Raw genomic sequence first — 24,934 nt, 5'->3', positions numbered from 1 at the left:
TGGCATCTCCGGACGTGACGCCGGCGATGCCGCCCGCGGCCCGCAGGCGGATCAGCGTTCCGCGAGGGCGGCGTTGAAGGTCGCGCTCGGCCGCATCACCGCGGCCATCTTCTCGCGGTCCGGGTGGTAGTAGCCGCCGATGTCGACCGGCTTGCCCTGCACGGCCGCCATCTCGGCGACGATGGTCTGCTCGTTGTCCGCCAGCTTTTTCGCGAGCGGCGCGAAGTGCGCGGCGAGTTCGGCGTCCTCGGTCTGCTCGGCCAGCGCCTGCGCCCAGTACATCGCGAGGTAGAACTGGCTGCCGCGGTTGTCCAGCTCGCCGGTCTTCGGCGACGGGTTCTTGCGGTTGTTGAGCAGCTTGCCGGTCGCCGCATCCAGGGTCTTGGCCAGCAGGCTGGCGCGGGCGTTGCCGGTCTTGGCGCCGAGATCCTCGAGGCTGGCGGCGAGCGCGAGAAATTCGCCCAGAGAATCCCAGCGCAGATGGTTTTCCTCGACGAGCTGCTGCACGTGCCGCGGCGCGGAGCCGCCGGCGCCGGTCTCGTACATGCCGCCGCCGGCCATCAGCGGCACGATCGACAGCATCTTGGCGCTGGTGCCCAGCTCCATGATCGGGAACAGGTCGGTGAGGTAGTCGCGCAGGATGTTGCCGGTCACCGAGATCGTGTCCTGGCCGCGGATCACGCGCTCCAGCGTGTACCGCATGGCGCGCACCTGCGACATGATCTCGATCTTCAGCCCCTTGATGTCGTGCTCCTGCACGTACTTCACGACCTTCTGGATCAGCTCGTGCTCGTGCGGGCGGTAGGGGTCGAGCCAGAACACTGCCGGTGTCTTGGACTGGCGCGCGCGGGTGACGGCGAGCTTGACCCAGTCGCGGATCGGCGCGTCCTTGACCTGGCACATGCGCCAGATGTCGCCGGTCTCGACGTTCTGCGACATCAGCACCTCGCCGGTATCGACGTCGGTGATGTTGGCGACGCCGTCTTCGGGAATCTCGAAGGTCTTGTCGTGCGAGCCGTACTCCTCGGCCTGCTGCGCCATCAGGCCGACGTTGGGGACGCTGCCCATGGTCCGGGGGTCGAAGGCGCCGTGCGTCTTGCAGAAGTTGATCATCTCCTGGTAGATGCGCGCGAAGGTCGATTCCGGCATCACTGCCTTGACGTCCTTCAGGCGTCCGTCGGCGCCGTACATCTTGCCGCCGTTGCGGATCATTGCCGGCATCGACGCGTCGACGATGACATCGTTGGGCGAGTGGAAGTTGGTGATGCCCTTGGAGGAATCGACCATCGCCAGCTCGGGGCGGTTGGCGTGGCAGGCGTGCAGGTCGCGTTTGATCTCGTCCTGCTCGCTCTGCGGCAGCTTGGCGATCTTGCTGTACAGATCGACCATGCCGTTGTTGACGTTGATGCCCAGTTCCTCGAAGCGCTTGCCGTGCTTGGCGAAGGCGTCGCGGTAGAAGATGCGCACGCAATGCCCGAAGACGATGGGGTGCGAGACCTTCATCATCGTCGCCTTCACGTGCAGCGAGAACATCACGCCGGTCTGGTAGGCGTCGTCGATCTGCTTTTCGTAGAAGTCGAGCAAGGCCTTCTTGCTCATGAACATGCTGTCGATGATTTCCTTGTCCTGCAGCGCCACCTCGGGCTTGAGGACGATGGTCTTGCCGCTCTTAGTCAGCAGCTCCATCTTCACCTTGCGCGCGCGGTCGAGCGTCATCGACTTCTCGCCGTGGTAGAAGTCGCCGTGGTGCATGTGCGACACGTGCGAGCGCGACGCCTGGCTCCATTCGCCCATCGCATGCGGGTTCTGGCGGGCGTATTCCTTGACGGCCTTGGGCGCGCGGCGGTCGGAATTGCCTTCGCGCAGCACCGGGTTCACGGCGCTGCCCAGGCACTTGGAGTAGCGCTTGCGGATCGCCTTCTCCTCGTCGGTGACGGGGTTCTCGGGATAGTCGGGCAGCTTGTAGCCCTGGGCGCGCAGCTCCTCGATCGCGGCCAGCAGCTGCGCCACGGACGCGCTGATGTTGGGCAGCTTGATGATGTTGGTGTCGGGCTGCAGCGTCAGCCGGCCCAGCTCGGCGAGATTGTCCGGCAGCCGCTGGGACTCGCTCAGGAATTCCGGGAACTCCCCGATGATGCGGGCGGCCAGCGAGATGTCGCTGGTCTTGACCTGGATGCCGGCCGGTGCGGTGAAGGCCTCGACGATCGGCAGGAACGATGCGGTGGCCAGCATCGGCGCCTCATCGGTCAGGGTGTAGATGATGGCGGACTGTTGCTTGCTCAAGCGTTCGACTCCCGGCGGTTCTGGACGGAATCGGCGACAGGAAGCGCATAAACAGCGGCGACGCCCGTTACGGGGCGTCGCGCGGCGTGCCGTGCTTCCGCGGCCGGCTCACTGCGGTGGGGCCGCATGTTAGCGCGCCTGAGGGCCGGTGTTGGCGGCCGGCCGCCGGGAGCCCGTCCCGGCCCGCATTTCTCACAGGGTCGCCTTCGATCCTCGCGCCGGTACCGGACTGGGCTGAAGACTTCACGCCCCCCCTGCGAGAAATGCGGGCTAGAAGGCCTCCGCCACGGGGTTCGGGACCGGCTTGCGGCTGAACACGCCGACGATCGGCGTGCCGTGGGCGCGCAGGACAGGTTCGATCTCGCGGTGCAGGACGTGATAACGGTAGAACGGCACGCGCGGAAACAGGTGGTGGATCGAATGCAGGTTCTGGCCCAGCCAGAACCATTCGAACGGCTTCATCCACCGCGGCATGATCAGGCTGTTGGTGTTGCGGTAGCGCGCCGGGTCCCGATACGGGATGTGCGGGCGGTAGGCGAACCAGTAGGCGGTGAACAGCCCGCCGAGGATGTAGCCGAGGACGATGACGGCCACGGTGCCCGGCTGCGAAACCAGAACCAGGAAGGCGGCGCGCCAGCCCACCGACACGGCAATCTCGGCGAGGTAGGTGAGGCGCTCGCTGCGGGTGGCCTTGGCCCAGTGGTTCTGCACGAAGAAGCTGTTCTGCACCCACAGGAAGCGGAACACGGTGAGGAAGGCCGCGACCGGGCCGGCGCCCATGCGGCTGACGACGTAGTCCGGGTCCTTGTCGGGCTGGTTGGTGTAGCGGTGGTGGGTGAAATGCTCCACCGTGTGCGAGCCGTACGGCACCATGATGATCGGCGCGACGAGGTAGCCGCACAGGTCGTTGAGCCATTTGAGGCGGTCGCGACCGCCGTGGATGTTGCCGTGCGCGGCCTCGTGCAACGGCGTGTATGACATGTAGGTCAGCGCGGCGATCAGCGGCGTCGCGATCCATGCCGGCATCAGGCCGGCGGCAAACAGCCCGAGCGTCGCGACGAAACCGGCGAGCACGGCGGTGACCAGCAGCACGGTCGGCCAGGCCACGCGGTTCATGTGCTGCTGGGCGGCCAGGATGGCCTGCTTGTTCAAGGCGGCGAGGTCGGCGGACATGCGCTACTCCGGGATCGGGACGTTGCGCAGGCTACGCCGGCGGCGGAGCGGCCTACAGGGCAGACGCGGCCAGCCACCGTGCACTTCCGGTCAGCGGCCTACAATCCGGGCCCATGAGCCCGGGCGCCGAAATCCTGCATCCCGTCGCGATCAGCCAGGTGATGATCCATTTCGCCGCCGGCCATGGCGTGAGCGAGGAAACCTGCCTGCTCGGCACCGGCATCGAGCCGGAACGGCTGCTCGACGCGGAAGCCTTGATCACGCGCGACCAGGAGATGCGCCTGGTCGAGAACCTCATGCTGGCGCTGCCGGACGTGCCGGCCCTGGGCTTCCGGCTGGGCCTGCAGTACAACGTCGCGACCTTCGGCATCTGGGGTTTCGCCCTGCGCACGAGCCGTACCCTGCACGACGCGCTCAGGCTCGCGCTGCGGTATCTGCCGCTGAGCACGGCGTACTGCCGGATCGGCATGCTCGAGGCGGACGACGTGCTCGGTATCCGCATGGACCCCGACGAGATTCCGCGGCACCTGCGCCAGTTCCTGCTGGAGCGCGACATGGCCACGGCGATCCACCTGATCCGCGAACTGAGCCTCACCGGTCTGCACGTCCAGGCGCTGCAGCTGCAGATTCCGGAGCCCGACTATGCGACGAGCCTGGAGGCCTTGTGCGGCGTGCGGCCCGCGTTCGGCTGCGGGCGCAACGCGCTGCTGATTCCGCGTGCGGCCGCGGACAAGCCGCTGCCGACCTTCGACGCGCATCTGGTTCGCATGCTCGAAGACCAGTGCCGCCAGCAGCTCGAGCGGCGCAAGCAGGGCGGGCTGACCGGGCAGGTCCGCGCGCAGTTGCTCGGTCCGTCCGGGCTCGTGGCCGACATCGAGGAGGTGGCCGCGGCCATGGCGATGTCGGCCCGCAGCCTGCGCCGCAAGCTGGATGCCGAGGGCACGACGTTCCGGCAGATCGTGGAGGGCGAGCGGCGGCAGCTCGCCGAGCAACTGCTGCGCGGGACGCAGATGACGCTGGACGAGATGGCCATCCAGCTCGGCTATTCGGATACCGCGAGCTTCACCCGCGCCTTCCGGCGCTGGCAGGCCGTGTCGCCCGGCGAGTATCGTCGACGCGCGCTCGGCGAGCGCGACGGTGTGGTTCAGTGATGTGCAGGCGGCGGCCCCGTGCCGCTGCAGGATCACCCAGGGAGGAGAAGCCGATGTCCGTGCGCGAAGCGGTTTACGGGGTCCTTGCCGTCGTGGCCGCGGTCTGGGGCTGGTACTACAACCTGCAGTACCTGCAACAGCCGGACGCGGGATGGCTCGACTGGATCCGGCAATGCCTGGTGAACGACGCCGCGACCGTGGCCCTGATCGACCTGACGGCGACCTACGTCCTCGTCAATCTGTGGATGGTGTTCGAGGCATTGCGGCTCGACATGCGCGGATCGCTGGTACTCGTGCCGGCGACGGTGTTCGTCAGCCTGGGCTTCGGCCTCGGCCTGTTCCTGCTGCTGCGCGAACGCCGCTTGCGCGCGCAGCGCACGGCCGTGCCGGCCGACGCCGCCTGAGCGCTGTGCGGGGGCGCCGGTTCCGGCGGCGTTCTATGCCCCGAGCCGTCCGCGCTGGCGCTTCAGGCGCTCGCTGACGCTGACGATCGCGGCGATCGCCGGCGTCAGTTCGGCGCCCAGTTCGGTCAGCGAGTACTCGACCGTCGGCGGCGAGGTCTGCATGACCTGCCGGTGGACGACACCGTCGGCTTCGAGCTGGCGCAGGCGTTCGGCGAGGACCTTGGCGGTCACGGCGCGGATGTCGCCCTTGAGTTCGCTGAAGCGGCGCGGGCCTTCGCGCAGGTACCAGATCACGTGCGGCGCCCACGCGCCCGCGATCAGGCGCATGCAGTCGGACAGCGGGCACTCGCCGTTGCATGGCGGATCGACCTTGCTCTTGCGGACTTTGACCATGGCGTTGGCAGTGGGGCGGTTACCGCGAGGAAACCCGATTTTCTGGGTTTCCGCAAGTAATGTGGTTCCCAAACGTAACCAGAGCACCTATAGTGCCGGCCACACGTCGAACGGAGCCGTCGCATGTGGCAGCGCAATGCCTTCACCGAACGCCTGGGCCTGCGGTATCCGATCGTGCAGGGACCCTTCGGCAGCGGCCTGTCATCGCTGGCGCTGCTGGCCACGGTATCGGAGGCTGGCGGGCTCGGATCGTTCGGCGTGCAGCATCTGGGTCCGGAACAGATCCGCACGCTGGGTGCGGAACTGCGCGCGCGCACCGAGCGGCCCTTCAATCTCAACCTCTGGGTGTCCAATCACGATGACGGCGGGCTGACGCTGAGCGAGGCGCAGTTCGCGCAGGCGCTTGCGCGCTTCGCGCCGTACTACGCGGCACTGGGCATCGAGCCGCCGGCGATGCCGGCGCGCTACGGCTGGCGCTTCGAGGAGCAGGTCGAGGCTCTGCTCGACGTGCGGCCGGCCGTGTTCAGCTTCGTCTATGGCATTCCTTCGGCGTCGGTGCTGGACGCCTGCCGCGCGCGCGGCATCGTCACCGCCGGTGCGGTGACGACGCTGGACGAGGCGCTGGCGATGGACGCGGCCGGTGTCGATCTGATCGTCGCCAGCGGCATGGAGGCCGGCGGACACCGCGTGTCCTTCCAGCGCAGCGCCGAGGACTCGCTGACCGGCACGCTGGCGCTGATTCCGCAGATCGTCGATCGCGTACGCGCGCCGGTGATTGCCGCCGGCGGCATTGCCGACGGTCGCGGCGTGGCCGCGGCGCTGATGCTCGGGGCCCAGGGCGTGCAGATCGGCACGGCGTTTCTGGCCTGCGAGGAATCCGGTACCACGCCGCTGCACCGCGAACAGCTGTTCAGCGATGCGGCGCGGTACACGGCGCTGACGCGCGCCTTCAGCGGCCGGCTGGCACGCGGCATCCACAATGAGTTCGTCGACGACTGGCGCGGCCGCGAGTCCGAAATCCTGCCGTACCCGATCCAGGGCTGGTTCGCCGGCGGTTTGCGCGCCGCCGCCCTGGAGCAGAAGCGGCCCGGCCTGATGTCGCTGTGGTCGGGTCAGGCGGCGCCGCTGCTACGTCATCGTCGCGCGAGCGAACTGTTTTCGGCGCTGGTGCGCGAGACCGATGCGGCGTTCGGCCGCTTCGTGCGCAGCAGCACCGCTCTCGATCCCTCCACCCACCCCGAAGGAGAATCCGCATGAAACTGTATTTCAGTCCCGGTGCCTGTTCGCTGGCCTCGCACATCGTGCTGCACGAGCTGGGCCTGCCGCACGAGATCGTGCGCGTCGATACCAAGGCCAAGAAGACCGCCGATGGCGGCGACTACCTGCAGATCAACGCCAAGGGCTATGTGCCGGCGCTGGGCCTGGACGACGGCGGCGTGCTGACCGAAGGCCCGGCGATCCTGCAGTACCTCGCCGACCGCAAGCCGGACGCCGGGCTGGCGCCCGCCAACGGCACGATGGCGCGCTACCGTCTCCAGGAGTGGCTGGGCTACGTCAACTCCGAGATCCACAAGAGCTTCAGCACCTTCTTCATCCCCGGCACGGCGGATGCGGAGAAGGTGGCCGCCGGCGAACGGCTGGCGAAGAAGTTCGCCTGGCTGCAGGCGACGATCGGCGACGGCCCCTACCTGATGGGCGATGCGTTCACGGTGGCCGATGCCTACCTGTACACCGTGCTCAACTGGACCGGCTTCGTCGGCATCGATCTGGGCCAGTGGCCGGGCCTCAAGGCCTTCCACGCCCGCATTGCCGAGCGCCCCTCGGTGCAGAAGGCGCACGCGGCGGAGAAGGCGGGCAAGTCGGCCTGAGCGTGCTTTCGACGCGGCGGGCTCGCGCGCGGGCCCGCCGCCGTTCTCACGGCGGGATCGCGAGGCCGCGCAGCGCCGAGGCGCCGATGAGCCGGCCCTGCGCATCGTAGGCAGTGACGCGCCAGTCGTAGACGCGGCCGGGCGTGAGCTGTGAGAGCGTGAGCCGCGACAGCGAAGCGCGCGTGCTGATCGCCGTGACCATGATGCCGGCATCGGGATAGCGCTCTTCGGCCGGCGCGGACGCCGGTTCGCGATCGTCGACGCCGGTGCCGCCCAGTTCGGGCAGGCGGTCGCCGATGTCGCCGGCTTCACGCGTGAAGAACTCGATCTGGTAGACCGCCGCGTTCTCGACCGGCGACCAGTGGAAGCCCTGATCCGGCCGGTAGACGGCACCCGCCGCGGGCGCGTGGGCGATCAGCCGCGCGGGCTCGGGCGCCGACGGCATCGCGGCGTTGACCGCGTAGCGGATGATCACGGCGCGCGCCGCGTCCGGCGCGATCAGCCGCAGGCGCAGCAGGTGCAAGCCTTCCATGCCGCTCGGCAATCCCGGCGAGCGCAGCAGCAGCTCGCGCGACCCGCGCACCAGGTTGCGATGCACCGAACTCAGCGTGCGGAACATCGGCTCGCCCGCGGTGCTGCTGGGCTCGGCGATCTCCCAGACCGCGTGCAGGCGACCGGCGCCGGTGTAGCGGATCTCGGCCAGTACGTGGCTGCGCGCATGGCGGGCGAGGATCTTGTCGCTGGCGCCGTCCGGGAAGCGCAGCACGATGCGCGAGACCGACAGCCGCGCGCTGTTGCCGCCGCCGAGCGGAATCTGCGCCATCGCCACGACCGGCGTCGCCGTCTCCTGGTCGCGGAACTCGCGTACGACGAAGATGCGCAGGCCCGTTGCCAGCGCGAGGTCGGCGATGGGCGCCGGCACGCCGAGCTGCTCGCGGAACACGGCGGTCTGCGTGGCCGGCGCCGCCGTGGGCGGCAGCAGCCGCTTGAGCGGCTGGCCCACGCGGATGCTGACGGGATCGTTCACGTCGCCTTCCAGCGTGATGAAAGCCTCCGAGGAGATCACCGCCAGCGAGCGGTCGGGTTGCGTGCCGGCCACCTGCACGCGCCAGTCGATGGCAACGCGCGTGCCGGCGCCGACGACCGCCCGTGCACCGCTGCTGCCGCTGGCGGCAACGATCTCGGCGTGGGCCGGGAGGGCGCACAGCGCCACCAGCGCGACGGCGGCCTGGAGGAATACGTGCTGCCCGGGCATGCGCATGATCACTCCCCGCTGAAGTTCAAGGACAGGCCGGCGAAGGCCTGGTAACTCTCGCGCCGGGACCGGTTGTACTCCGGCGCGGACGGCATGCCGTTCTCGTCCTCGAACGGCAGGATCAGGCTGCGATCGCGCATGCGCTGATAGCTGCCGCGCACGAACAGGTTGAGCTGCCAGACGCGCCAGTTCGAGCCGACGTCCACCTGCTCGCCGCGCGTCCGGTAAGTCTCGTCCGATGTGCGCGAGCGGTCCGCCGAGTAGCCGAGCGAGAGTTGCCAGCGCTCGGGCACGACCTGCCACTGCAGCGACAGCGTGCCGCTGTGCGTGCGCGTGGCGGTCTTCGGCAGCGAGAAGGCGAACGGATCGGCGTCGCCGGCGCGCAGTTGCAGCTGACGCGACAGGTCGGTGAACAGTTGCGCGCTCAGGCTGAGCCGGTCGCCGAAATAGAAGCTGATGTCCATCGATCCCGAATCGCCCCGGTAGGCCTGGGCCTGCCCGGTGCGGTCGTCGGTGGCCGAGCGGCTGTAGTTCAGGCTCCAGTCGCCGTAGGGCTGCACGAACGACAGTGAGGTCGTCAGGCTGCGGCTGTCGTCGTCGGCGCGAAAGCCCGCGTCGTTCTCCGGCAAGGCCACGGTGCGTCGCCGGTCGCGGCCTGCGCCGACGCTCAGGCTGGGTTGCTGCAGGAATGGCGGCAGCGTCCAGCCGGTCAGTTTCGGTGTCCAGCCGAGTTGCGCGAACAGGTTGTCGGCCCGTGTCGTCGGCAGCGGGCCGTCGGCGACGTTGTCCTCGGAGCGCGTGGCCGAGACGTCCAGCGCCACGGTCGCGTACTGCAGGCCGGCGGCGATGCGGTTCTGGTCGAGGTCGACCAGTCCGCCGGGCGCGCCGACGCTGCGAAACGCCGTGCCGACCTTCTGGTGTTCGAGCGTGAGGTGGCTCGTGAGCCGGTGCGCGCCGAGCGCGATGCCGTCGAGCGGCCGGTAGCTGAGCGTGTAGACCTGCGCGTCGTCGCGCACCGGATCGACCGGCACGCCCATCACCATCGGAAACTGCCGTTCGCTGCGCGCGTATTCGGCGCGCAGCGCCAGCGCGCCGGACAGCCACTGTGTGTCGAGCACCGCGCTGCCGACGCTGCCGTCGACTCCCGGCGTATAGGCGAAGTCATTGATGCCCGCGTCGTAGATCGCGGTTCCGCCGCTCAGGCTGCGGCCTTCGATGTAGCCCAGTGTGAGGTCGACGCGGTGATCGTCGCCGGCCAGCGGCTGCAGTGCCAGCATGCCGCCGCTGAGGCGTTGCTCGGGCCGCGAGAGGGCGAATCCCCGGCGAAAGCCGCTGACCGGCTCCGAGCCCTGCGAGAACACGGCGAGGTTGGCCCCGGCGACTGGCAGGCGGGCACTCAGACCGACGCCGCGGCGGCTGACGCCGTCGTAGGCGAGACTTCCGTAGGGGCGGCCGTCCACGGTCGCGGCGGCGAAATGACCGGCGACGAGCTGCAGCGATTCGCTGCCCGCGCTCACGCGGAAATCGCCGAGTTCGAGATCGTCCTGACCGAGTCGGTCGGCGTTGCTGCTGGCGTAGAGATTGGCGGCAGCCTGCACGGCCAGATGGCGGCTGCGCAGCGAGGGTTCGAGCCGCAGGCTGCCGCTGACGACATGCTCGCGCGCCTCGTCGAGGTCCTCGCTGTTGAGCACCGTGCTGCTGCCCTGGACGTCGGCGGCGTAGACCATCCCGGCCTCGATCTGTCGTTCCGGGCGCTGCAGTTCCAGTTCCCAGACGGCCACCTCGATCAGCTCGCGGCTTGCCGTCTCGCGGATCAGGCGCAGGCGATGCGTGCCGGGCGCGAGCCGCTTGACCGGGCGCAGCCGCATCAGACCGTAGCCGCTGCGCACAGCCAGTGCGGTGACATCGAGCGCATCGAGTTCGACGAGCCAGGCGTCGTTCCACTGTGCGGCCTGCGGGTCGAAGCGGATGACGATGTCGTCATCGACGGTGTAGGTTTCGCGGCCTTCCGGAAAGACGAGCTGCGCCACATCCGGGTCTTGCGCCGCGACGGGCAGATGCAGGCCGGCGATGACCAGTACGGCAGCGGCCCGGCGGTGCCATCGGCCGCGCAGCTCCTTCATCGCCATCGCCGACCTCTGTCCGGACGGCCGAGACGCAGCAGCAGCAGGCCGAGCAAGGCCAGCAGATTTTTCGATGGCAGTGCGCCGCCACCGGCGTCGTCGGAACCGTCGTCATTGCCGATCAGCACCAGGGCATCGGCGCGCGGACCGGGCGAGACATCGGCGCCCGGCAGCAGGCTCAGCAACAGGCACTCCTCGACCTCGACGCGGTCGTCGTGCAGGGCCAGGAAGCGGATCGCGGCGCGGGTGCTGCCGGCCGGGATGACGATGGGGCTGGCGGCGATCTCGTAGTCGTCCGGCGACGCACCCGGCTGTCCGTGCACGCTGCCGACCGTGAAGTCCACGCGCGTCTGCGTCGGGCGCGGCGCGTCCAGCTCGATCCAGATGTCGGTTTCGAATCCCTCGCCGAGCGTGACCTGCGAGGTGACGACGTTGACCTGCGGCCCGGGTGTCGGCGTAGGCACCGGAGAGGGGGTCGGTGCGGGCGTTTGTGTGGGCGTCGGTGTCGGTGTGGGCGGCGGAACGACCGGCGGCGGCGTGGCCGCGGGTGTCGGGCTCGGCGAAGGCGTCGGCGTGGGCGTGGGGCTGGGTGATGGCGTCGGCACCGGTGTGGGCGTCGGTGCAGGCGTCGGACTGGGCGTCGGCGCGGGCGTAGGTGTAAGTGTCGGACTGGGCGTCGGCGCGGGCGTTGGCGCGGGTGTCGGGCTGGGCGTCGGAGTCGGCGTCGGAAGCGGTGTGGGCGCGGGTGTTGGGGTCGGGACCGCAGTCGGAACCGGCGTGGGTGTCGGAACCGGCGTAGGCGTAGGCGTAGGCGTAGGCGTCGGCGTCGGCGTAGGTGTGGGTGTAGGTGTGGGTGTAGGTGTGGGTGTAGGCGTTGGTGTTGGAGTGGGCGTTGGCGTGGGGCTTGGGGTCGGCGTGGCGTCTGCGGCGAAGAACAGGTCCGCCTCGGCGTTGCCGTCGAGCTGAGCGTCGGCGAGGTCCGTGGCGAAACTGCCGAACAGCACGCCGTTGCCGTTCGCCTGCGGCGAAAAGCTCGAACCGCTGGCGGACATGCCGGTGCCGGCATTGCGGCTGACCAGCGCATTGGCACCGTCGCGCCACAGGAAGACGTCGGGCGCTGCGCCGTTGCCGTCGTCCGCCGCCAGATCGTCCGCACTCGAGACGTAGACGACGCTGCCATCGACGCCCAGCGTCGGGTCGGCGGCATCGCCATTGCCGGCGACGAGCGCATCGCCCGGAACGTGACTCAGCAGGACTGTCGCGTCGGCCGCCGACGGTTCGAGGAAGGCCTGGATGCCGCCACCGATCTGGCCGGCGACCAGATCCGTGGCGGCGCTGACGAAGGCGATCGCACCGCCGGTCGGTGCCAGCGTTCCCGGTCCGAAGCTGGCCCCGTCGGCGCCCGCCAGCGGGTTGTCGAAGCGATGACTGACCAGGCGGTTGCTGCCGGTCTCGCGGTCGAAGACGTAGAGATCGGTATCGACGCCGTTGCCGTCGACGAAGCCGGCCACCAGGTCGGTGGCGGCGCTGTCGTAGGCGACGAAGCGACCGTCCGCGCTCAGCACCGCGTCGCCGGTGCTGTAGAAATCGTCTTCGGCCGGGGTCGTCGGGTTGCCGGCGGCATGGGTGACGAGCTGGCTGGTGCCGGCCAGGCTGTCGTAAAGGAACAGGTTGGGGTCGTTGCCGTTGTCCACCTGTCCGGCGACGAGGTTGCTGGCGAAGCTGCCGTAGAGGATGTACCGACCGTCGTCGCTGACGGCGAGCGCAGACGAGCTGTCCGCGCTGCTGACACCGTCGTCCGGCACCGGCGCGCTGACCAGGGTCTTGCTGCCGCTGACGCGGTCCATGCGGATGACCACGCGATCCCAGCCCAGACCGCCGGCGCGGCCCAGCTCCTCGGCCTCGCCGGTGTAGACGATGGTCGAGCCGTCGGCACTGATCATCGCGTTCCCGCCGGCGAAGGCCGTGGTGGCATCGCGGGACAGCAGCGTGTTGAGGCCGGTCTGCGCGTCCCAGAGGTAGACCGAGATGCCGGCATCGCCCGGCAGGTCCGCATCGAGGTTTTCGCAGCGGCTTTCGTAGACGACGTAGCGCCCGTCCGCGCTGATGGCCTGGACGCCCAGGCGCGAGAACGCCGCCGCGCCACCGGGTGCAAGGCATTCGGCGGCCGACCCGGAGGCGTGGGTGATGAGGATGTTGTCGCTGCCGTCCGGTACCAGCAGACGCTGCTGGAACAGATGCAGTCCGCCGCCGCCGGCCTGGCCAGTGGCGAGGTCGGTGGAGGTCGAGGCAAAGGCGACGACGGCGGCGTCGCGGGCGAGGGCGTGGTAGTACGAGAACGACTCGCCGTCGAAGTAGCCCACGCCGGCATCGCCGGCGGTACCGGGCTCTCCGGGGACGTGACTCACCAGCACCGCGGCGCCGGCCGGGAGCATCAGCATCCCGGCCAGCGTCGTCAGGGCCCTGCGCAGGTGGTTGGCGTACACCGTCGGTTCCGCGTGGTTCGGCCCGGCGCGCCGTCTACCTGCGCCGGCCGGAAGGAAGGGTCAACGCAAAGGGTGTCTGCGCCTCTTTCGAGGACTCGTTCCGGTCAGCAGCGCACGCCGGACATGGGGTCGGCGCACGGCCCGGAATCCTCGGCCTTGAACCCTTCGGCCTCCTTCTTCGCTGCCTTGCCGGCCTTGCGTGCTTCGCTCTTCGTCGCGTAGTGGCCAACCGTCTTGTTCTGAGCGGGCTCGCTGCCGTGGATCAGCGAGGCGACGTAGCCGCCGCTCGGGTGCTCGGTGACCTTCACCGACCAGGCCCAGGCGGGTGCGTTCACGCAGATGAGCAGGGCGGCGGATGCAAACAACGAGACGCGGGTGGTGGAAGGATTCGGTTTCACGTTGAACTCTCCTTGGTTGACGTGTGCAACGGGGGTGCGAGCGCCGCCTGTCGTGCGTCGACGAGGTCAGGCGTTCATGAACTGACGCAACGTCGGCATCGAAAACGGCTCATCGGCGTTTCAGCGCCGCGCCGGCACGAACGCACAGTCGCCGCTGCGCACGGAACAACGGCCCTGCAGCCGCCCGCCCCCGCAGGCGTAGTTGCAGTTCGCCGCGCAGCACAGCCGGCCATCCTTGCCGTCGTGCTGCATCGGTTCGCAGACGGCCTCCTCCTGGATGCGCAGGGTGTCGCCTGCCGCGCAGCGATGGCCCTGCAGGGAACCGTAGGCCTTCTGGGCGCCGGATCTCGAGCGACGGCGAAGATCGAGCACCGCGGGGTCGGTGGGCGAGAGCATCAGGGCCCCCGGCTGCGTCTTCATGCGGGCGAAGTCGTCCTTGGACGGATCGGGTGTCGACAGTGCCGGGCCGGTAGCGGCCAGCAGCAGGACCATCAGCACCACGTGGGCGACGAACTTCATCGGCGAGCGTCCTTCATCGTGAGGGTTGCGGTCGCTGTTCCGCGCATGCAGCGGGAAGGGAGCTTCATGGCAAGACGCAACATCGCGCCGGCAAACGGCTCAAGGTGTCCGATGAGCCGTCCGCGCGGAGAACGGTGCGTTGATCCTTGAGAGGCCCAATCCGGGGTCTCCGAAATCAAGGAGTCTGCAAATGAAACGCAGGGATTTCGTCAAGTTCGCCCTTGCGGCCGGGGGCGCTCTCGCAGTGAGCCCGGCATCGGTGCTTGCGCAGGGCGGCGGAGGCGGCGGTCGCTTCAGCTATGTGAGTGGCTCGCGTCGCGTGGAGGGAACCATCGTGGGCGACCCGCAATCCGGCAACTTCAGCATCAAGTGGCAGTCGGGCAAGGAGTCGGGTACCACACGCCTGAGGAGCAATTCCAAGAAGTATCAGCAGGTGGCGGAAGCGTTCGCCAAGACGCAGGCGCTCAGTCTCGTGGCAAATGGCAAAGCGGGCCGAATCACCTTGCGGGACGATCTGAAGAGCGCCGACATGAGCTTCGGCGGCGAGTCCGGCCAGGTCAGTACGCAGGCCTTGCCGGCCGCCGTGGCGATTGGAGTCGCTGGAGCAGGCGCTTTTCTGGCTGGAGTCGTCATTGGCGCCGGTGTCGCCGCCATTGCGACCGCCCTGAATGAGGACAGCAACGTAAAGGTCAAGTTCTCGGCAGGCGGGATGAGCGCGGAAGTCGAAGTCGACAACGACGGCGGCGATCGCTGAGAACCCTGCAGCTCAACTCTGGTTGTTACGCGCCGAGTCCGCCAATGCTCTCGGCACCGACATTCGATTGAAAGGAGTATGAACATCAGTAGTGTCCGGTTAGATCTCAAACAGATTCATCTGCTTAGCGAAGTCGGTGATGTCGGTTCGGTAGTCGAGGCCCGCCAGAGCTTGTTGCAGCGAGGTTTTCTCGAAGACCGTGACCGACAGGATCTGTAGAAAAGTGTAGAGCGAGACATCCAGTTGAAGCGCCTTCTTGACGATGGCCACGAGCACGTAGACGCAGACTGCGGACCAGATCTGCGTCTTCACCGCGTTCTCGCTGGTGCCATAGAACTGCTTGATGCGCAGGTGCTGTTTGATCCACTTGAAGAACAGCTCGACCTGCCAGCGGCTCTTGTAGAGCGCGGCGACGGTCAACGGCGGCAGCCTCATGTGATTGGTCAGAAAGACCAGCGTCTTTCCCGACACAGTGTCCTTGAAGCGGATGCGCCGCAGTGTCTGCGGGTATTTGCGCGCGGAGTAGTAGCCATTGAGTGCGATGGTCTGGTCGCAGATCACGCCGGTGTTGCGGTCCACGGCCGCCGAATACAGACGCCGCGCATCCAAGCCCGCCTTGGCACGCGTGACGAAGAAGGCTTGCGCCTGGTGGAGGACGAACAGGCGTGCGAAATCCAGGTAACCGCGATCCATCACGTAGAACGCGCCCGCTTCGATCGGCAGGATGTCGAGTACGTTGACGTCGTGCATCTTGCCGTCGCTGATGTGGATGAAGCTGAGAATCGGGCCCCGCAGATCGAGCAGCGTGTGCAGCTTGATCGCGGCCTTGGTCGTGCGGAACGGCGCCCAGTCGAAAACCGACAGGCACAGGTCGATCGTCGTGGCGTCCAGCGCGTAGACCGTCTCGTCGAGATTCACCTCCAGTGGCTCGCTGGCGTACAGCGTGCGCGCCTGGGCGATCAGGCGCTGCGCGAACTCGAAGTAGATCCGCCAGTCGCGCTGCGCCAGGGCATCGGCCAGCGTCGAGCGCGGCGGCGCCTGACGCAAGCCCATGTGATAAAGCTTGCCGGCCTGCGTCGACAGGCAGGCTTCGATGTCGCGCAGGCTTTCGCGATAGGTCAGCTGGGCAAAGGCCAGCACCCGGAACAGCTCCACGCAGTTGAGGGTGCGCACGCCACGGTCGCCCTGGCGGCGCGCCACGATGCGCGTGAACGTCTTCCACGGCACGAACTCCATCAGCTGCGCGAACAACGTTTTGCCCGTGTTCATGGCGGTCCCCGGCAACGAAAACGCCGGAAGTCTGCCCACAACACCGCAAAGTCGATTTCAAATCGTGGACACCCATGAATCGCGCTAACTCATTGCTCCAATGCGTGTTCTGGCGTTTGGGCGTTCAACGAACCGGACACTACTGTATGAACATGAACTCGAAGATCAAGGCCACTCTGGCCGCCATTGCCTTCACTCTGGCAACACCTCTGGCCGCCCAGCAGGCGAAGACCACGAACGAACTCAAGATGGGGCCGGCATCCTCCGCGAGTGCGATCACGCACTGCCAAGGTGAAGGTTCGTGCCCTGCGGGACAGTACTGCGACGACTCGGTCCGGCCGGGTGGCGGGATCGGCATCTGCGTTCACGGCCGGAAGCCCATGCGCTCGCCCGGCGGTGACACTCCTCCGGAAAAGGTGTCGCCGTCGATGCCCTGATCGCTCGACTGGCTTGCGGCGGAGCCTGGGCGCGAAGGCCTAGGCTCCGTCGCTTTCGAGTTCGCGCCGCAGCCAGGTCTTCGCGAGCAGCCAGTCGCGCTTGACGGTGGCGGGCGCGATGTTGAGCGCTTCGGCGGTTTCGTCGATGTCGAGGCCACCGAAGTAGCGGCACTCGACGACCCGCGCAGCGCGGTTGTCGATGGCTGCCAGCCGCGTCAGCGCCTCGTCGAGCGCTTCGACGTCGACATCGGGCGTTTCCGAGGCCACGTGCTGCGCCTGACCGAGCGTGAGCTGCACGGCGCCGCCGCCGCGCTTCGCGCGGTTGTGCTGCTTGGCGTAGTTGACCAGCACCCGGCGCATCACGATGGCGGCGACGGCCAGGAAGTGCGAGCGGTTCTGCCACTGCGCCCGGTCCTGCTCGGCGAGGCGCAGGTAGGTCTCGTTGACCAGTGCCGAAGTGTCGAGCGTGTGCCCGATACGCTCGCCGCGCAGCTGGCGGTGCGCGGTTGCCTGCAACTCGTCGTGAATCAGCGGCATCAGGGCATCGAGGGCGCGGCGATTGCCGTTGCGGGCGCTGAGAATCAGCTGGGTGACCGGTCCGTTCATGGCGTGTCGCCCTCCATGGCGACCTGTTCGAGCTGTTGAGTGACGTCGAGGACGAAGGGGTGGTCCTCGCCCAGGGTGCTCATCCCGATGTCGAGGGCGTCCTGCAGGTCGCGGCGCATGGCGTCGGTGTCACCGCGGTCCTCGTGCAGCGCGGCCCGGGCGCGTCGAAGGAATGCGCCATACGGATGCACCGGCCCGTAACGACGTTCGACGATGGCCAGTGAGGCATCGAACGCCGTTTCGGCACGGTCGAAGCGGCGCAGCGCGACGTAGTTCAGTGCGAGGTTGTTGAGATTGGCGGCGAGATCCTGGTCGGTGGCGGCGCCCGGCAACTGGCGTCGCAGCGCGACGACCTGCTCCAGCAGGACGGTGGCCTCGTCGAGCCGGTCCTGTTCGCTCAGCGCGATCGCGATCTGGTTCAGCGCGCTGGCGCGCGCGTCCGGTCCGACCTCGGTGAGGCTGTCGAACACGCCCAGCGCCTCACGCGCGAGCTGCTCGGATGCGGCGTAGTTGTCGAGCCGGTATTCCACCTTTGCGAGTTCGAGCAGGCTGCCGGCATACGGCTCGCCCTCCGCGCCGCCGCGCCGGCTCAACCCCACGGCTTCGGTCAGGGCGGTGCGCGCACGCTCGTAGTCGCCGCGCACCTGATAGACGCCGCCGACGACGGTGAGGACCGCGGCACGCTCCGCGTCGCGCAGCGCCGTGTCGGCTTCGAGCAGGCTCAGCCCGCGTTCGAGCATCTCGCCTGCGGTGTAGTCGCGCTCCGCACGGGTCGGATCGGCCTGGGTGAACAGCTCGGTGAGAAAGCGCGCTGTGGCCTGCGCGCGATCGCGTTCGGCGCGCACTGCCTCCGCCTGCTCGCCGATGCGTGCAGCGGTCACCGACGCGAAGACGCCGAAGCCGATCGCGACGACGAACAGCGCCGCCGCGAACGACGCACTCCAGCGGTTGCGCCGGAGAAATTTGCCTGAGCGGTACGCGAAGGTGTCCGGACGCGCGTAGACCGGCAGTCCGCGCAGATGAAGATCGAGGTCGTCGGCCAGGCCTTCCGCAGAGCGGTACCGGCGCTGCGGTTCGAGGTTCAGCGCATGCAGGCAGATCGTGTCGAGATCGCCGCGAAGCTGGCGGCGCAGGCCGTCCGGCGTCTCGCGGCGCAGCCGCGCGGTTTCGGCGGTGACGCACTCGGACGGTCTGCGTAGCACCTCTTCGCTTGCCGGCGTTTCGTCGAAGGGTCGCTCGCCGCAGAACAGGCGGTAGCAGAGGATGCCGAGCTGATAGACGTCGCTCGCGGTGGTGATGGCATCGCCGCTGCGTTGCTCCGGGCTGGCGTACTGCGGCGTGAACAGGCGGGTGGCGGCGCCGGTGGTGACGCCCGAGGGCTGGTCCAGCAGCTTGGCGATGCCGAAGTCGAGCAGCATCGGCACGCCCTGCGGCGTGACCAGGATGTTCGCCGGTTTGAGATCGCGATGCACGATGAGGTTCTGGTGCGCGAACTGCACCGCGGCACAGACCTGGCGCAGCAGGCCGATGCGCTCGGTGAGCGTGAGGCGCCGTTCGTCGCAGTAGGCGTCGAGCGGTTGCGCGCCCTCGAGGTAGGGCATCGCGAACCACGGGCGGCCATCCGCGGTGAGGCCGCCGTCGATGACGGAGGCGATGTTGGGATGGTCGAGCGCCGCCAGGATCCGTCGCTCGGTCTCGAAGCGTGCCAGCACCGCCTCCGAGTCCATGCCGCGGGCAATGACCTTGATCGCCGCGTGCCGGTGGAAATCGTCGCCGCGGCGTTCGGCCAGGTAGACCGAGCCCATGCCGCCACGGTCGATGCGCCGGACGATGGTCCACGCGCCGACGATCTCGCCGATGAGCGGGTCGCCCCCGGCAGCTTCGGCAAGGTGATCGGGGGCGAGGCCCGAGCCGCGTTCGAGGAAGTCCGGATCGGCATCCCATTCGTGCAGCAGCGATTCGAGTTCGCTGCGCAGGTCCGCATCGTCGGCGCAGATCCGCTCGATCAGCGACGCGCGATCCTGTGCCGGTCGATCGACGATCGCGGTGAGCGCGGTCTGCAGTCGTTGCCAGCGATCCGGGTCCATCCGGCGATTCTAATCACCGATGGAAAATCGTTCTGAGAACGGCGCCGCGAACGCAATGAGCCGTTTCGAGACGATATGTTGCGTTGTTCTGCAACGGCCAGTTGCGCCTGCGTTCCGGGCCACGAAAAAGCCCCGCTTTCGCGGGGCTCTGGTCGTGTCGGGATGCGCTCAGAGAAAGCGTCCGATCAGTTCCTTCATGATCTCGTTGGTGCCGCCGTAGATGCGCTGCACGCGCGAGTCGCGCCACAGCCGCGAGATCGGGTACTCGTCCATGTAGCCATAGCCGCCATGCAGCTGCAGGCACAGATCGGCGATCTCGAACTGCTTGTCGGTGGTCCAGTACTTGGCCATCGCCGCGGTGACGACGTCGAGCTTCTTGTCGATCAGCATCTCGGTGCAGCGCTCGACGAAGACGCGCGCCAGCGTGGCCTCGGTACGCGCCTGGGCGAGCTGGAAGCGCGTGTTCTGGAAGTCGATCACGCGCTTGCCGAAGGCCTTGCGGTCCTTGACGTACTGCGTGGTCAGGTCCAGCGCCAGCTCCATCGCGGCGACGGCGGCCCAGGCGACGATCAGGCGCTCCTGCGGCAGCTGTTCCATCAGTTGCACGAAGCCCATGCCCTCGCCCTTGCCGAGCAGGTTGGCCTTGGGGATGCGCACGTTCTCGAAGAACAGCTCGGACGTGTCCTGCCCGTGCATGCCGACCTTCTCGAGATTGCGTCCGCGGCGGAACCCCTCGACCTTGTCGGTCTCGACGACGACGAGCGAAATGCCCTTGGCCTTCTCGTTCGGATCGGTCTTGGCGACGACGATGACCAGCCCGGCCTGCTGGCCGTTGGTGATGAACACCTTCTGGCCGTTGACGACGTAGTCGTCGCCGTCGGCGATCGCCGTCGTGCGCACGCTCTGCAGGTCGGAACCGGTGCCCGGTTCGGTCATCGCGATCGCACCGACGATTTCGCCGCTGGCGAGCTTCGGCAGCCAGGCCTGCTTCTGCTCTTCGGTGCCGTAGGCGAGGATGTAATGGGCGACGATGCCGTTGTGCAGCGACAGGCCCCAGGCCGAGCATCCGGCGCGGCCCTGCTCCTCGATCAGCACCTTCTCGAATGCGACGTCGCCGCCGCCGCCGCCGTACTCGACGGGGATGCTCGGGCACAGCAGGCCGAGCTCGCCGGCCTTGTTCCACAATTCGCGGTCGACGTGGCCCTGTTCGTCCCAGCGCACCACGTTGGGCGCCACCTCCGCCTGCATGAACCGGCGGGCGGTGTCGTGGAACATCTTCAGCTCGTCGGTGACGTAGCGGCCTTCTGCAAGAGCGGCGTTGAGCATCGACATCTTCCTCGGTGAAGGGTGGTGAACCTGTGGGGTGCGGGGGGTGCTGCGACTACTCGAAGCGGCGGCCTTCCTTGGCCATGCGCACGAGGATCCTGGCCGGCTTGAAGCGCGCGCCGTACTTCTTCTCCAGGACCTTCGAGCGCTTGACGAACTGGTCCAGGCCGACGGCATTGATGAACTGCAGGGCGCCACCCTGGTGCGGCGCGAAGCCCCAGCCGAAGATCGAGCCGATGTTGGTGTCGGCCACCGATTCCACGACCTTCTCCTCGAAGCACTTCGCCGCCTCGTTGGCCTGCGCGTACATCAGGCGGTCGATCATCTCCTGCTGCGGGAGCTGCGTTTCGGCGAGCGGGAAGTGCTTTGTCAGCTCCGGCCACAGGTGCTTCTGGCCGCCCTGCGGGTAGTCGTAGAAGCCCTTGCCGGACTTCTTGCCGACGCGGTCGAGCTGCCTGACCATCTTCTCGATCACGGCGACACCCGGATGTTCGGCAACGGTCTTGCCCTCGGCGGCGTAGTCCTTGCGCGTCTGCTCCAGCACGTGCATCGACAGCGACAGCGAGACCTCGTCCTGCAGCGCCAGCGGGCCGACCGGCATGCCGGCCTGCAGGCCGGCAACCTCGATCGAGCGCGGATGCTGGCCTTCGGCGAGCAGGGTCAGGCCTTCCATCGGGTAGGTCGCGAAGCAGCGCGAGGTGTAGAAGCCGCGCGAGTCGTTGACGACGATCGGCGTCTTCTTGATCTGCTGCACGTAGTCGAAGCCGCGCGCCAGCGTCTCGGCGCTGGTCTTCTTGCCCTTGATGATCTCGACCAGCGGCATCTTGTCGACCGGCGAGAAGAAGTGCAGGCCGATGAAATTCTTCGGCCGCTCGCTGGCTTCGGCGAGGCCGGTGATCGGCAGCGTCGAGGTGTTCGACGCGAACACGGCGGTCTTGGCGAGCTGCGCCTCGGCCTTCCTGGTCACGTCGGCCTTGATGCCGCGGTCCTCGAACACCGCTTCGATGATCAGGTCGCAGCCTTTGAGATCGTCGTAGCTCGTCGTCGGCTTGATGCGCGCGAGGAAGGCGTCCTTGCCCTCGGGCGTCTCGCGCCCGCGCTTGATCGCCTTGTCGAGCAGGCCGGCGGAATACGCCTTGCCCTTGTCGGCGGCGTCCTGCGTGGTGTCGAGCAGCACGCATTCGATGCCGACCTTCGCCGACACGTAGGCGATGCCGGCACCCATCATGCCGGCGCCGAGGATGCCGAGCTTCCTGACCGTCGAGCGCTCGAACCCTTCCGGCCTGGAGCTGCCCTTGTTGATGCCGTTGAGCTGGAACCACAGCGTGCCGATCATGTTCTTCGACACCTGCGACACCACCAGCTCGGCGAAGTAGCGCGACTCGACGCGGCAGCCGGTGTCGAAGTCGGTGATGCCGCCTTCGAAGACACTCGACATGATGTTGGTCGGCGCCGGCATGTTGCCCCAGGTCTTGGCGCTGGCCATCGAGGGCGCGATCGCCCAGACCTGCGCGTTCGCCGGGCTCTTCGAGTCGCCGCCGGGCCACTTGAACTTCTTGTCGTCCCAGGGCTGCACCGGCTTGGGGTTCGCGGCGATCCACGCCCGCGCCTTGGCGAACATCTCGTCCTTGTCCGCGGCGAGTTCGTGGATGATGCCCTGCTGCTTCGCCTGCGCGGCCTTCAGCTCCTTGCCTTCGAGCATCAGCGGCAGCGAGGCCTGGATGCCGATCAGGCGCGGCAGGCGCTGGGTGCCGCCGCCGCCGGGCAGCAGACCGAGCTTGACCTCGGGCAGACCGAACTTGGCTTTCGGATTGTCGATCGCGATGCGGTAATGACAGGCCAGCGCCAGTTCGAGGCCGCCGCCCAGAGCCGTGCCGTTGAGCGCGGCGACCACCGGGCGGCCGCACTTCTCGAGGCGGCGCAGGAAGCTCTTGTAGGCCTCGGCCATCGCGAAGGCCTCCGCCGGATCGGTCATCCTGTAGACCTTGTCGATGTCGGCGCCGGCGAGGAATTCCTTCTTGCCGGAGGTGATGATCACGCCCTTGATCGAGGCATCGTTCTCGATCTTCGCGATCGCGTCCGAGAACGGCCCGGTGAGCTCCTCGTTGAGCACGTTCATCGAACGGCCCGGCATGTCCAGCGTCAGCGTGACGATGCCGTCGGCGTCCTGGTTGAATTGCACTGCGGTCATGTGTGTCTTCCTGTTGCTTTCGTTGTAGGAGTGCCGTCAGGCGCGACCGGGTGTCGAGAAGAATCGCGCCTGACGGCGCTCCTACAGGTCTGTGCGATGGGGCGGCGCGCTACACGCGCTCGATGATCGTCGCGATGCCCATGCCGGCGCCGACGCACAGCGAGGCGAGGCCGGTCTGCTTGTCCTGGCGCTCCAGCTCGTCGAGCAGCGTGCCGAGGATGATGCAGCCGGTGGCGCCGAGCGGATGCCCCATCGCGATCGAGCCGCCGTTGACGTTGACCTTCGCCGGGTCGATGTCGAGGTCGCGTTGCGCGCGCAGCACCACGGCGGCGAAAGCCTCGTTGATCTCGAACAGGTCGATGTCGCTGGCCTGCATGCCGGCGCGCTTGAGCGCTTTCTTCGACGCCGGACCGATGCCGGTGAGCATGATCGTCGGTTCCGATCCGATCACGGCGGTCTGGCGGATGCGCGCCCGCGGCTTGAGGCCGAGCTTGCGGCCCATCTTCTTGCTGCCGATCAGCATCAGCGCGGCGCCGTCGACGATGCCGGACGAATTGCCGGCGTGGTGCACGTGGTTGATCTTCTCCAGCGTCGTGTACTTGCGCAGCGCCGTGGCGTCGAAGCCCATCTGCCCCATCTGCTCGAACGAGGGCTTGAGCGCACCGAGTCCCTCCATCGTCGCGTCGCTGCGGATGTACTCGTCGTGATCGAGCACGGTCAGGCCGTTGACGTCCTTGACCGGCACCAGCGTCTTGCTGAAGTGACCGGACTCGCGCGCCTGGGTCGCCTTGCGCTGCGACTCGAGCGCGAAGCGATCCACGTCCTCGCGCGAGAAGCCCTCGAGCGTCGCGATGGTGTCGGCGCCGATGCCCTGCGGCGCGAAACCGGTGAACTGGTTGACGCGCGGGTCCATCGCCCAGGCGCCGCCGTCCGAGCCCATCGCCCAGCGCGACATGCTCTCGACACCGCCGGCGACGACGAGGTCTTCCATGCCGGACATGACTTTCTGCGCGGCGATGTTCACCGACTCCAGACCGGAGGCGCAGAAACGCGACTGCGTCACACCGGCCACGGTCTCCGCCCAGTTGGCGTAGAGCACCGCCACGCGCGCGATGTCCGCGCCCTGTTCGCCGACCGGCGTCACGCAGCCGAGCACGACGTCGTCGACCAGCGCGGTATCCAGACCGCTGCGCTCTTCCAGCGCCCACATGAGATTGGCAACGAGGTGGATCGGCGTGACCTGATGCAGGCTGCCGTCCTTCTTGCCCTTGCCGCGCGGCGTGCGCACGGCGTCGTAGATGAATGCTTCGGCCATGGTGTTCTCGGGTTGCGTTGGGTGACAGGATCGCGATGCGGCTTGCAGCGGATGGTAACGACTCTTACCATGCGTGCACCATTCGCAGGAATGGTAGGGGAAGCGAGGATGCGGTCTTGAACCGGCGATCCGCACCGGAGCTTAATCAGGCCCCCCGCCGGGGTCAAACACCGCGGCGGGATGCCGAAGTAAGCCCTGTTACTACAACAAGGAGAAGCGTTGATGCGCCACAGCGAAGCCGCCACCGCGGATGCCGCCCTGCTCGATCCGGACACCCGCGTGCGTATCGAGCGTGCCGTGCTCGACGTGTTCTCCGAACGCGAGTTCCACCGCGTCGGCCTGATCGAGATCGCGCGCGGCGCCAACGTCTCGCTGCAGACCATCTACAAGTACTACGGCAGCAAGGAGGCGCTGCTGTTCTCCAGCCTCGACGCCTGGCTCGGCAAGCTCGCCGAACGCATGATCGATCACCTGCAGGGCATCGAGGACTACAAGGAACGCCTGCGTAAGGTCTTCTGGGTATTCCTCGACTTCACCGAGAAGAACCCGAAGATCGTGCAGCTGATGATGAGCTCGGTCTACATCAACACCTGGCGCAAGCAGGGCGCCCAGTACGACAACCCCGAACTGTTCGGCACCTTCATCCGCGTGCTCGCGGAAGGGCGCGCCAAGGGCGTGCTCAACGATCAGGTCGACGAGAAGGTACTGCTCGACTACATCATGGGCGTGCTGTTCCGCCTGTCGCAGACCTGGGTGCAGCGCGGCATGAAGGATTCGCTGACGCGACAGGCCAACGTGCTGTTCGAAATGCTCTGGCGGGCGATCTCCAAGCCCTAACCTTTCTGCGTGCGCCGATAGGCACGATCTGGTACATAACCTTCCCAGGCCCAAGGGGG

Annotated in this window: 21 protein-coding genes; 7 read left to right on the top strand and 14 right to left on the bottom strand. The window is 67.7% G+C overall.

From position 1 onward, the window contains the following. Positions 1–51: 51 nt before the first annotated feature. Together C8D93_RS04045 and C8D93_RS04040 are read right to left on the bottom strand one after the other, a co-directional pair. A complete protein-coding gene (locus C8D93_RS04045; RefSeq protein WP_110263897.1) occupies positions 52–2,283 on the bottom strand; it encodes an NADP-dependent isocitrate dehydrogenase in 2,232 nt (743 codons plus the stop codon). Between the two features lie 270 nt (positions 2,284–2,553). Beyond that, positions 2,554–3,456, bottom strand: a complete 903-nt coding sequence (locus C8D93_RS04040) for a fatty acid desaturase family protein (RefSeq protein WP_110263896.1) — start codon at positions 3,454–3,456, stop codon at positions 2,554–2,556. 113 nt (positions 3,457–3,569) lie between these two features. On the opposite strand from C8D93_RS04040, the gene C8D93_RS04035 reads away from it, so the two are divergent. Both C8D93_RS04035 and C8D93_RS04030 read left to right on the top strand, forming a co-directional pair. Next, complete coding sequence (locus C8D93_RS04035; protein ID WP_110263895.1) at positions 3,570–4,607, top strand: AraC family transcriptional regulator; 1,038 nt, start codon at positions 3,570–3,572, stop codon at positions 4,605–4,607. A 53-nt stretch (positions 4,608–4,660) separates the two neighbouring features. Next, positions 4,661–5,011: a DUF2834 domain-containing protein gene (locus C8D93_RS04030; protein ID WP_170123884.1), complete on the top strand. Its 351-nt coding sequence runs from the start codon at positions 4,661–4,663 to the stop codon at positions 5,009–5,011. A 33-nt stretch (positions 5,012–5,044) separates the two neighbouring features. On the opposite strand, the gene C8D93_RS04025 is transcribed toward C8D93_RS04030, so the two are convergent. Beyond that, positions 5,045–5,404 (bottom strand): winged helix-turn-helix transcriptional regulator, encoded by a 360-nt coding sequence (locus C8D93_RS04025; protein WP_110263893.1) that lies wholly within the window; start codon positions 5,402–5,404, stop codon positions 5,045–5,047. Between the two features lie 123 nt (positions 5,405–5,527). Here C8D93_RS04025 and C8D93_RS04020 point away from each other — a divergent pair, with 123 nt between their 5' ends. Together C8D93_RS04020 and gstA are read left to right on the top strand one after the other, a co-directional pair. Further along, positions 5,528–6,661, top strand: a complete 1,134-nt coding sequence (locus C8D93_RS04020; RefSeq protein WP_110263892.1) for an NAD(P)H-dependent flavin oxidoreductase — start codon at positions 5,528–5,530, stop codon at positions 6,659–6,661. Then, complete coding sequence (gstA, locus tag C8D93_RS04015; protein ID WP_110263891.1) at positions 6,658–7,272, top strand: glutathione transferase GstA; 615 nt, start codon at positions 6,658–6,660, stop codon at positions 7,270–7,272. Before C8D93_RS04020 ends, gstA begins: the two co-directional genes overlap by 4 nt. 46 nt (positions 7,273–7,318) lie before the next feature. On the opposite strand, the gene C8D93_RS04010 is transcribed toward gstA, so the two are convergent. The 5 genes from C8D93_RS04010 to C8D93_RS03990 all read right to left on the bottom strand — a co-directional run bounded on the left by C8D93_RS04010 (position 7,319) and on the right by C8D93_RS03990 (position 14,053). Continuing rightward, entirely contained in the window at positions 7,319–8,533 is a 1,215-nt protein-coding gene (locus C8D93_RS04010; protein WP_110263890.1) for a hypothetical protein, read from the bottom strand. Positions 8,534–8,535: 2 nt separating this feature from the next. Continuing rightward, positions 8,536–10,650, bottom strand: coding sequence for a TonB-dependent receptor (locus C8D93_RS04005; protein ID WP_146216500.1), 2,115 nt, complete (start codon positions 10,648–10,650; stop codon positions 8,536–8,538). Beyond that, the gene (locus C8D93_RS20885; protein WP_211307198.1) at positions 10,647–13,136 is read right to left on the bottom strand and encodes a TolB family protein; all 2,490 of its coding nucleotides are present in this window, start codon (positions 13,134–13,136) and stop codon (positions 10,647–10,649) included. Before C8D93_RS20885 ends, C8D93_RS04005 begins: the two co-directional genes overlap by 4 nt. A 104-nt stretch (positions 13,137–13,240) precedes the next feature. Then, complete coding sequence (locus C8D93_RS03995) at positions 13,241–13,534, bottom strand: hypothetical protein (protein WP_146216499.1); 294 nt, start codon at positions 13,532–13,534, stop codon at positions 13,241–13,243. Between the two features lie 120 nt (positions 13,535–13,654). Continuing rightward, entirely contained in the window at positions 13,655–14,053 is a 399-nt protein-coding gene (locus C8D93_RS03990) for a hypothetical protein (protein ID WP_110263887.1), read from the bottom strand. 190 nt (positions 14,054–14,243) lie between these two features. Here C8D93_RS03990 and C8D93_RS03985 point away from each other — a divergent pair, with 190 nt between their 5' ends. Then, the gene (locus tag C8D93_RS03985) at positions 14,244–14,807 is read left to right on the top strand and encodes a twin-arginine translocation signal domain-containing protein (protein ID WP_110263886.1); all 564 of its coding nucleotides are present in this window, start codon (positions 14,244–14,246) and stop codon (positions 14,805–14,807) included. Positions 14,808–14,906: 99 nt separating this feature from the next. Here the strand turns inward: C8D93_RS03985 and C8D93_RS03980 are convergent, their stop codons facing one another. Further along, the gene (locus C8D93_RS03980) at positions 14,907–16,076 is read right to left on the bottom strand and encodes an IS4 family transposase (RefSeq protein WP_110263885.1); all 1,170 of its coding nucleotides are present in this window, start codon (positions 16,074–16,076) and stop codon (positions 14,907–14,909) included. Between the two features lie 146 nt (positions 16,077–16,222). On the opposite strand from C8D93_RS03980, the gene C8D93_RS20350 reads away from it, so the two are divergent. Further along, positions 16,223–16,513: a hypothetical protein gene (locus tag C8D93_RS20350; protein WP_146216498.1), complete on the top strand. Its 291-nt coding sequence runs from the start codon at positions 16,223–16,225 to the stop codon at positions 16,511–16,513. 39 nt (positions 16,514–16,552) lie between these two features. On the opposite strand, the gene C8D93_RS03975 is transcribed toward C8D93_RS20350, so the two are convergent. The 5 genes from C8D93_RS03975 to C8D93_RS03955 all read right to left on the bottom strand — a co-directional run bounded on the left by C8D93_RS03975 (position 16,553) and on the right by C8D93_RS03955 (position 24,038). Beyond that, a complete protein-coding gene (locus C8D93_RS03975) occupies positions 16,553–17,119 on the bottom strand; it encodes a sigma-70 family RNA polymerase sigma factor (protein WP_110263884.1) in 567 nt (188 codons plus the stop codon). Then, a complete protein-coding gene (locus tag C8D93_RS03970) occupies positions 17,116–19,206 on the bottom strand; it encodes a serine/threonine-protein kinase (protein ID WP_110263883.1) in 2,091 nt (696 codons plus the stop codon). The genes C8D93_RS03975 and C8D93_RS03970 overlap by 4 nt, the downstream gene beginning before the upstream one ends. Positions 19,207–19,374: 168 nt before the next feature. Continuing rightward, positions 19,375–20,532, bottom strand: a complete 1,158-nt coding sequence (locus C8D93_RS03965; RefSeq protein ID WP_110264338.1) for an acyl-CoA dehydrogenase family protein — start codon at positions 20,530–20,532, stop codon at positions 19,375–19,377. Between the two features lie 55 nt (positions 20,533–20,587). Beyond that, positions 20,588–22,723, bottom strand: a complete 2,136-nt coding sequence (locus tag C8D93_RS03960; protein WP_110263882.1) for a 3-hydroxyacyl-CoA dehydrogenase NAD-binding domain-containing protein — start codon at positions 22,721–22,723, stop codon at positions 20,588–20,590. Between the two features lie 109 nt (positions 22,724–22,832). Beyond that, positions 22,833–24,038 (bottom strand): acetyl-CoA C-acetyltransferase, encoded by a 1,206-nt coding sequence (locus C8D93_RS03955; RefSeq protein ID WP_110263881.1) that lies wholly within the window; start codon positions 24,036–24,038, stop codon positions 22,833–22,835. Between the two features lie 222 nt (positions 24,039–24,260). Here C8D93_RS03955 and C8D93_RS03950 point away from each other — a divergent pair, with 222 nt between their 5' ends. After that, a complete protein-coding gene (locus C8D93_RS03950) occupies positions 24,261–24,875 on the top strand; it encodes a TetR/AcrR family transcriptional regulator (protein WP_110263880.1) in 615 nt (204 codons plus the stop codon). Positions 24,876–24,934: the final 59 nt, after the last annotated feature.

The sequence above is a fragment of the Sinimarinibacterium flocculans genome, assembly GCF_003201205.1.
Lineage (GTDB): Bacteria > Pseudomonadota > Gammaproteobacteria > Nevskiales > Nevskiaceae > Solimonas > Solimonas flocculans.
This window is presented reverse-complemented; position numbering and strand designations above follow the sequence as displayed.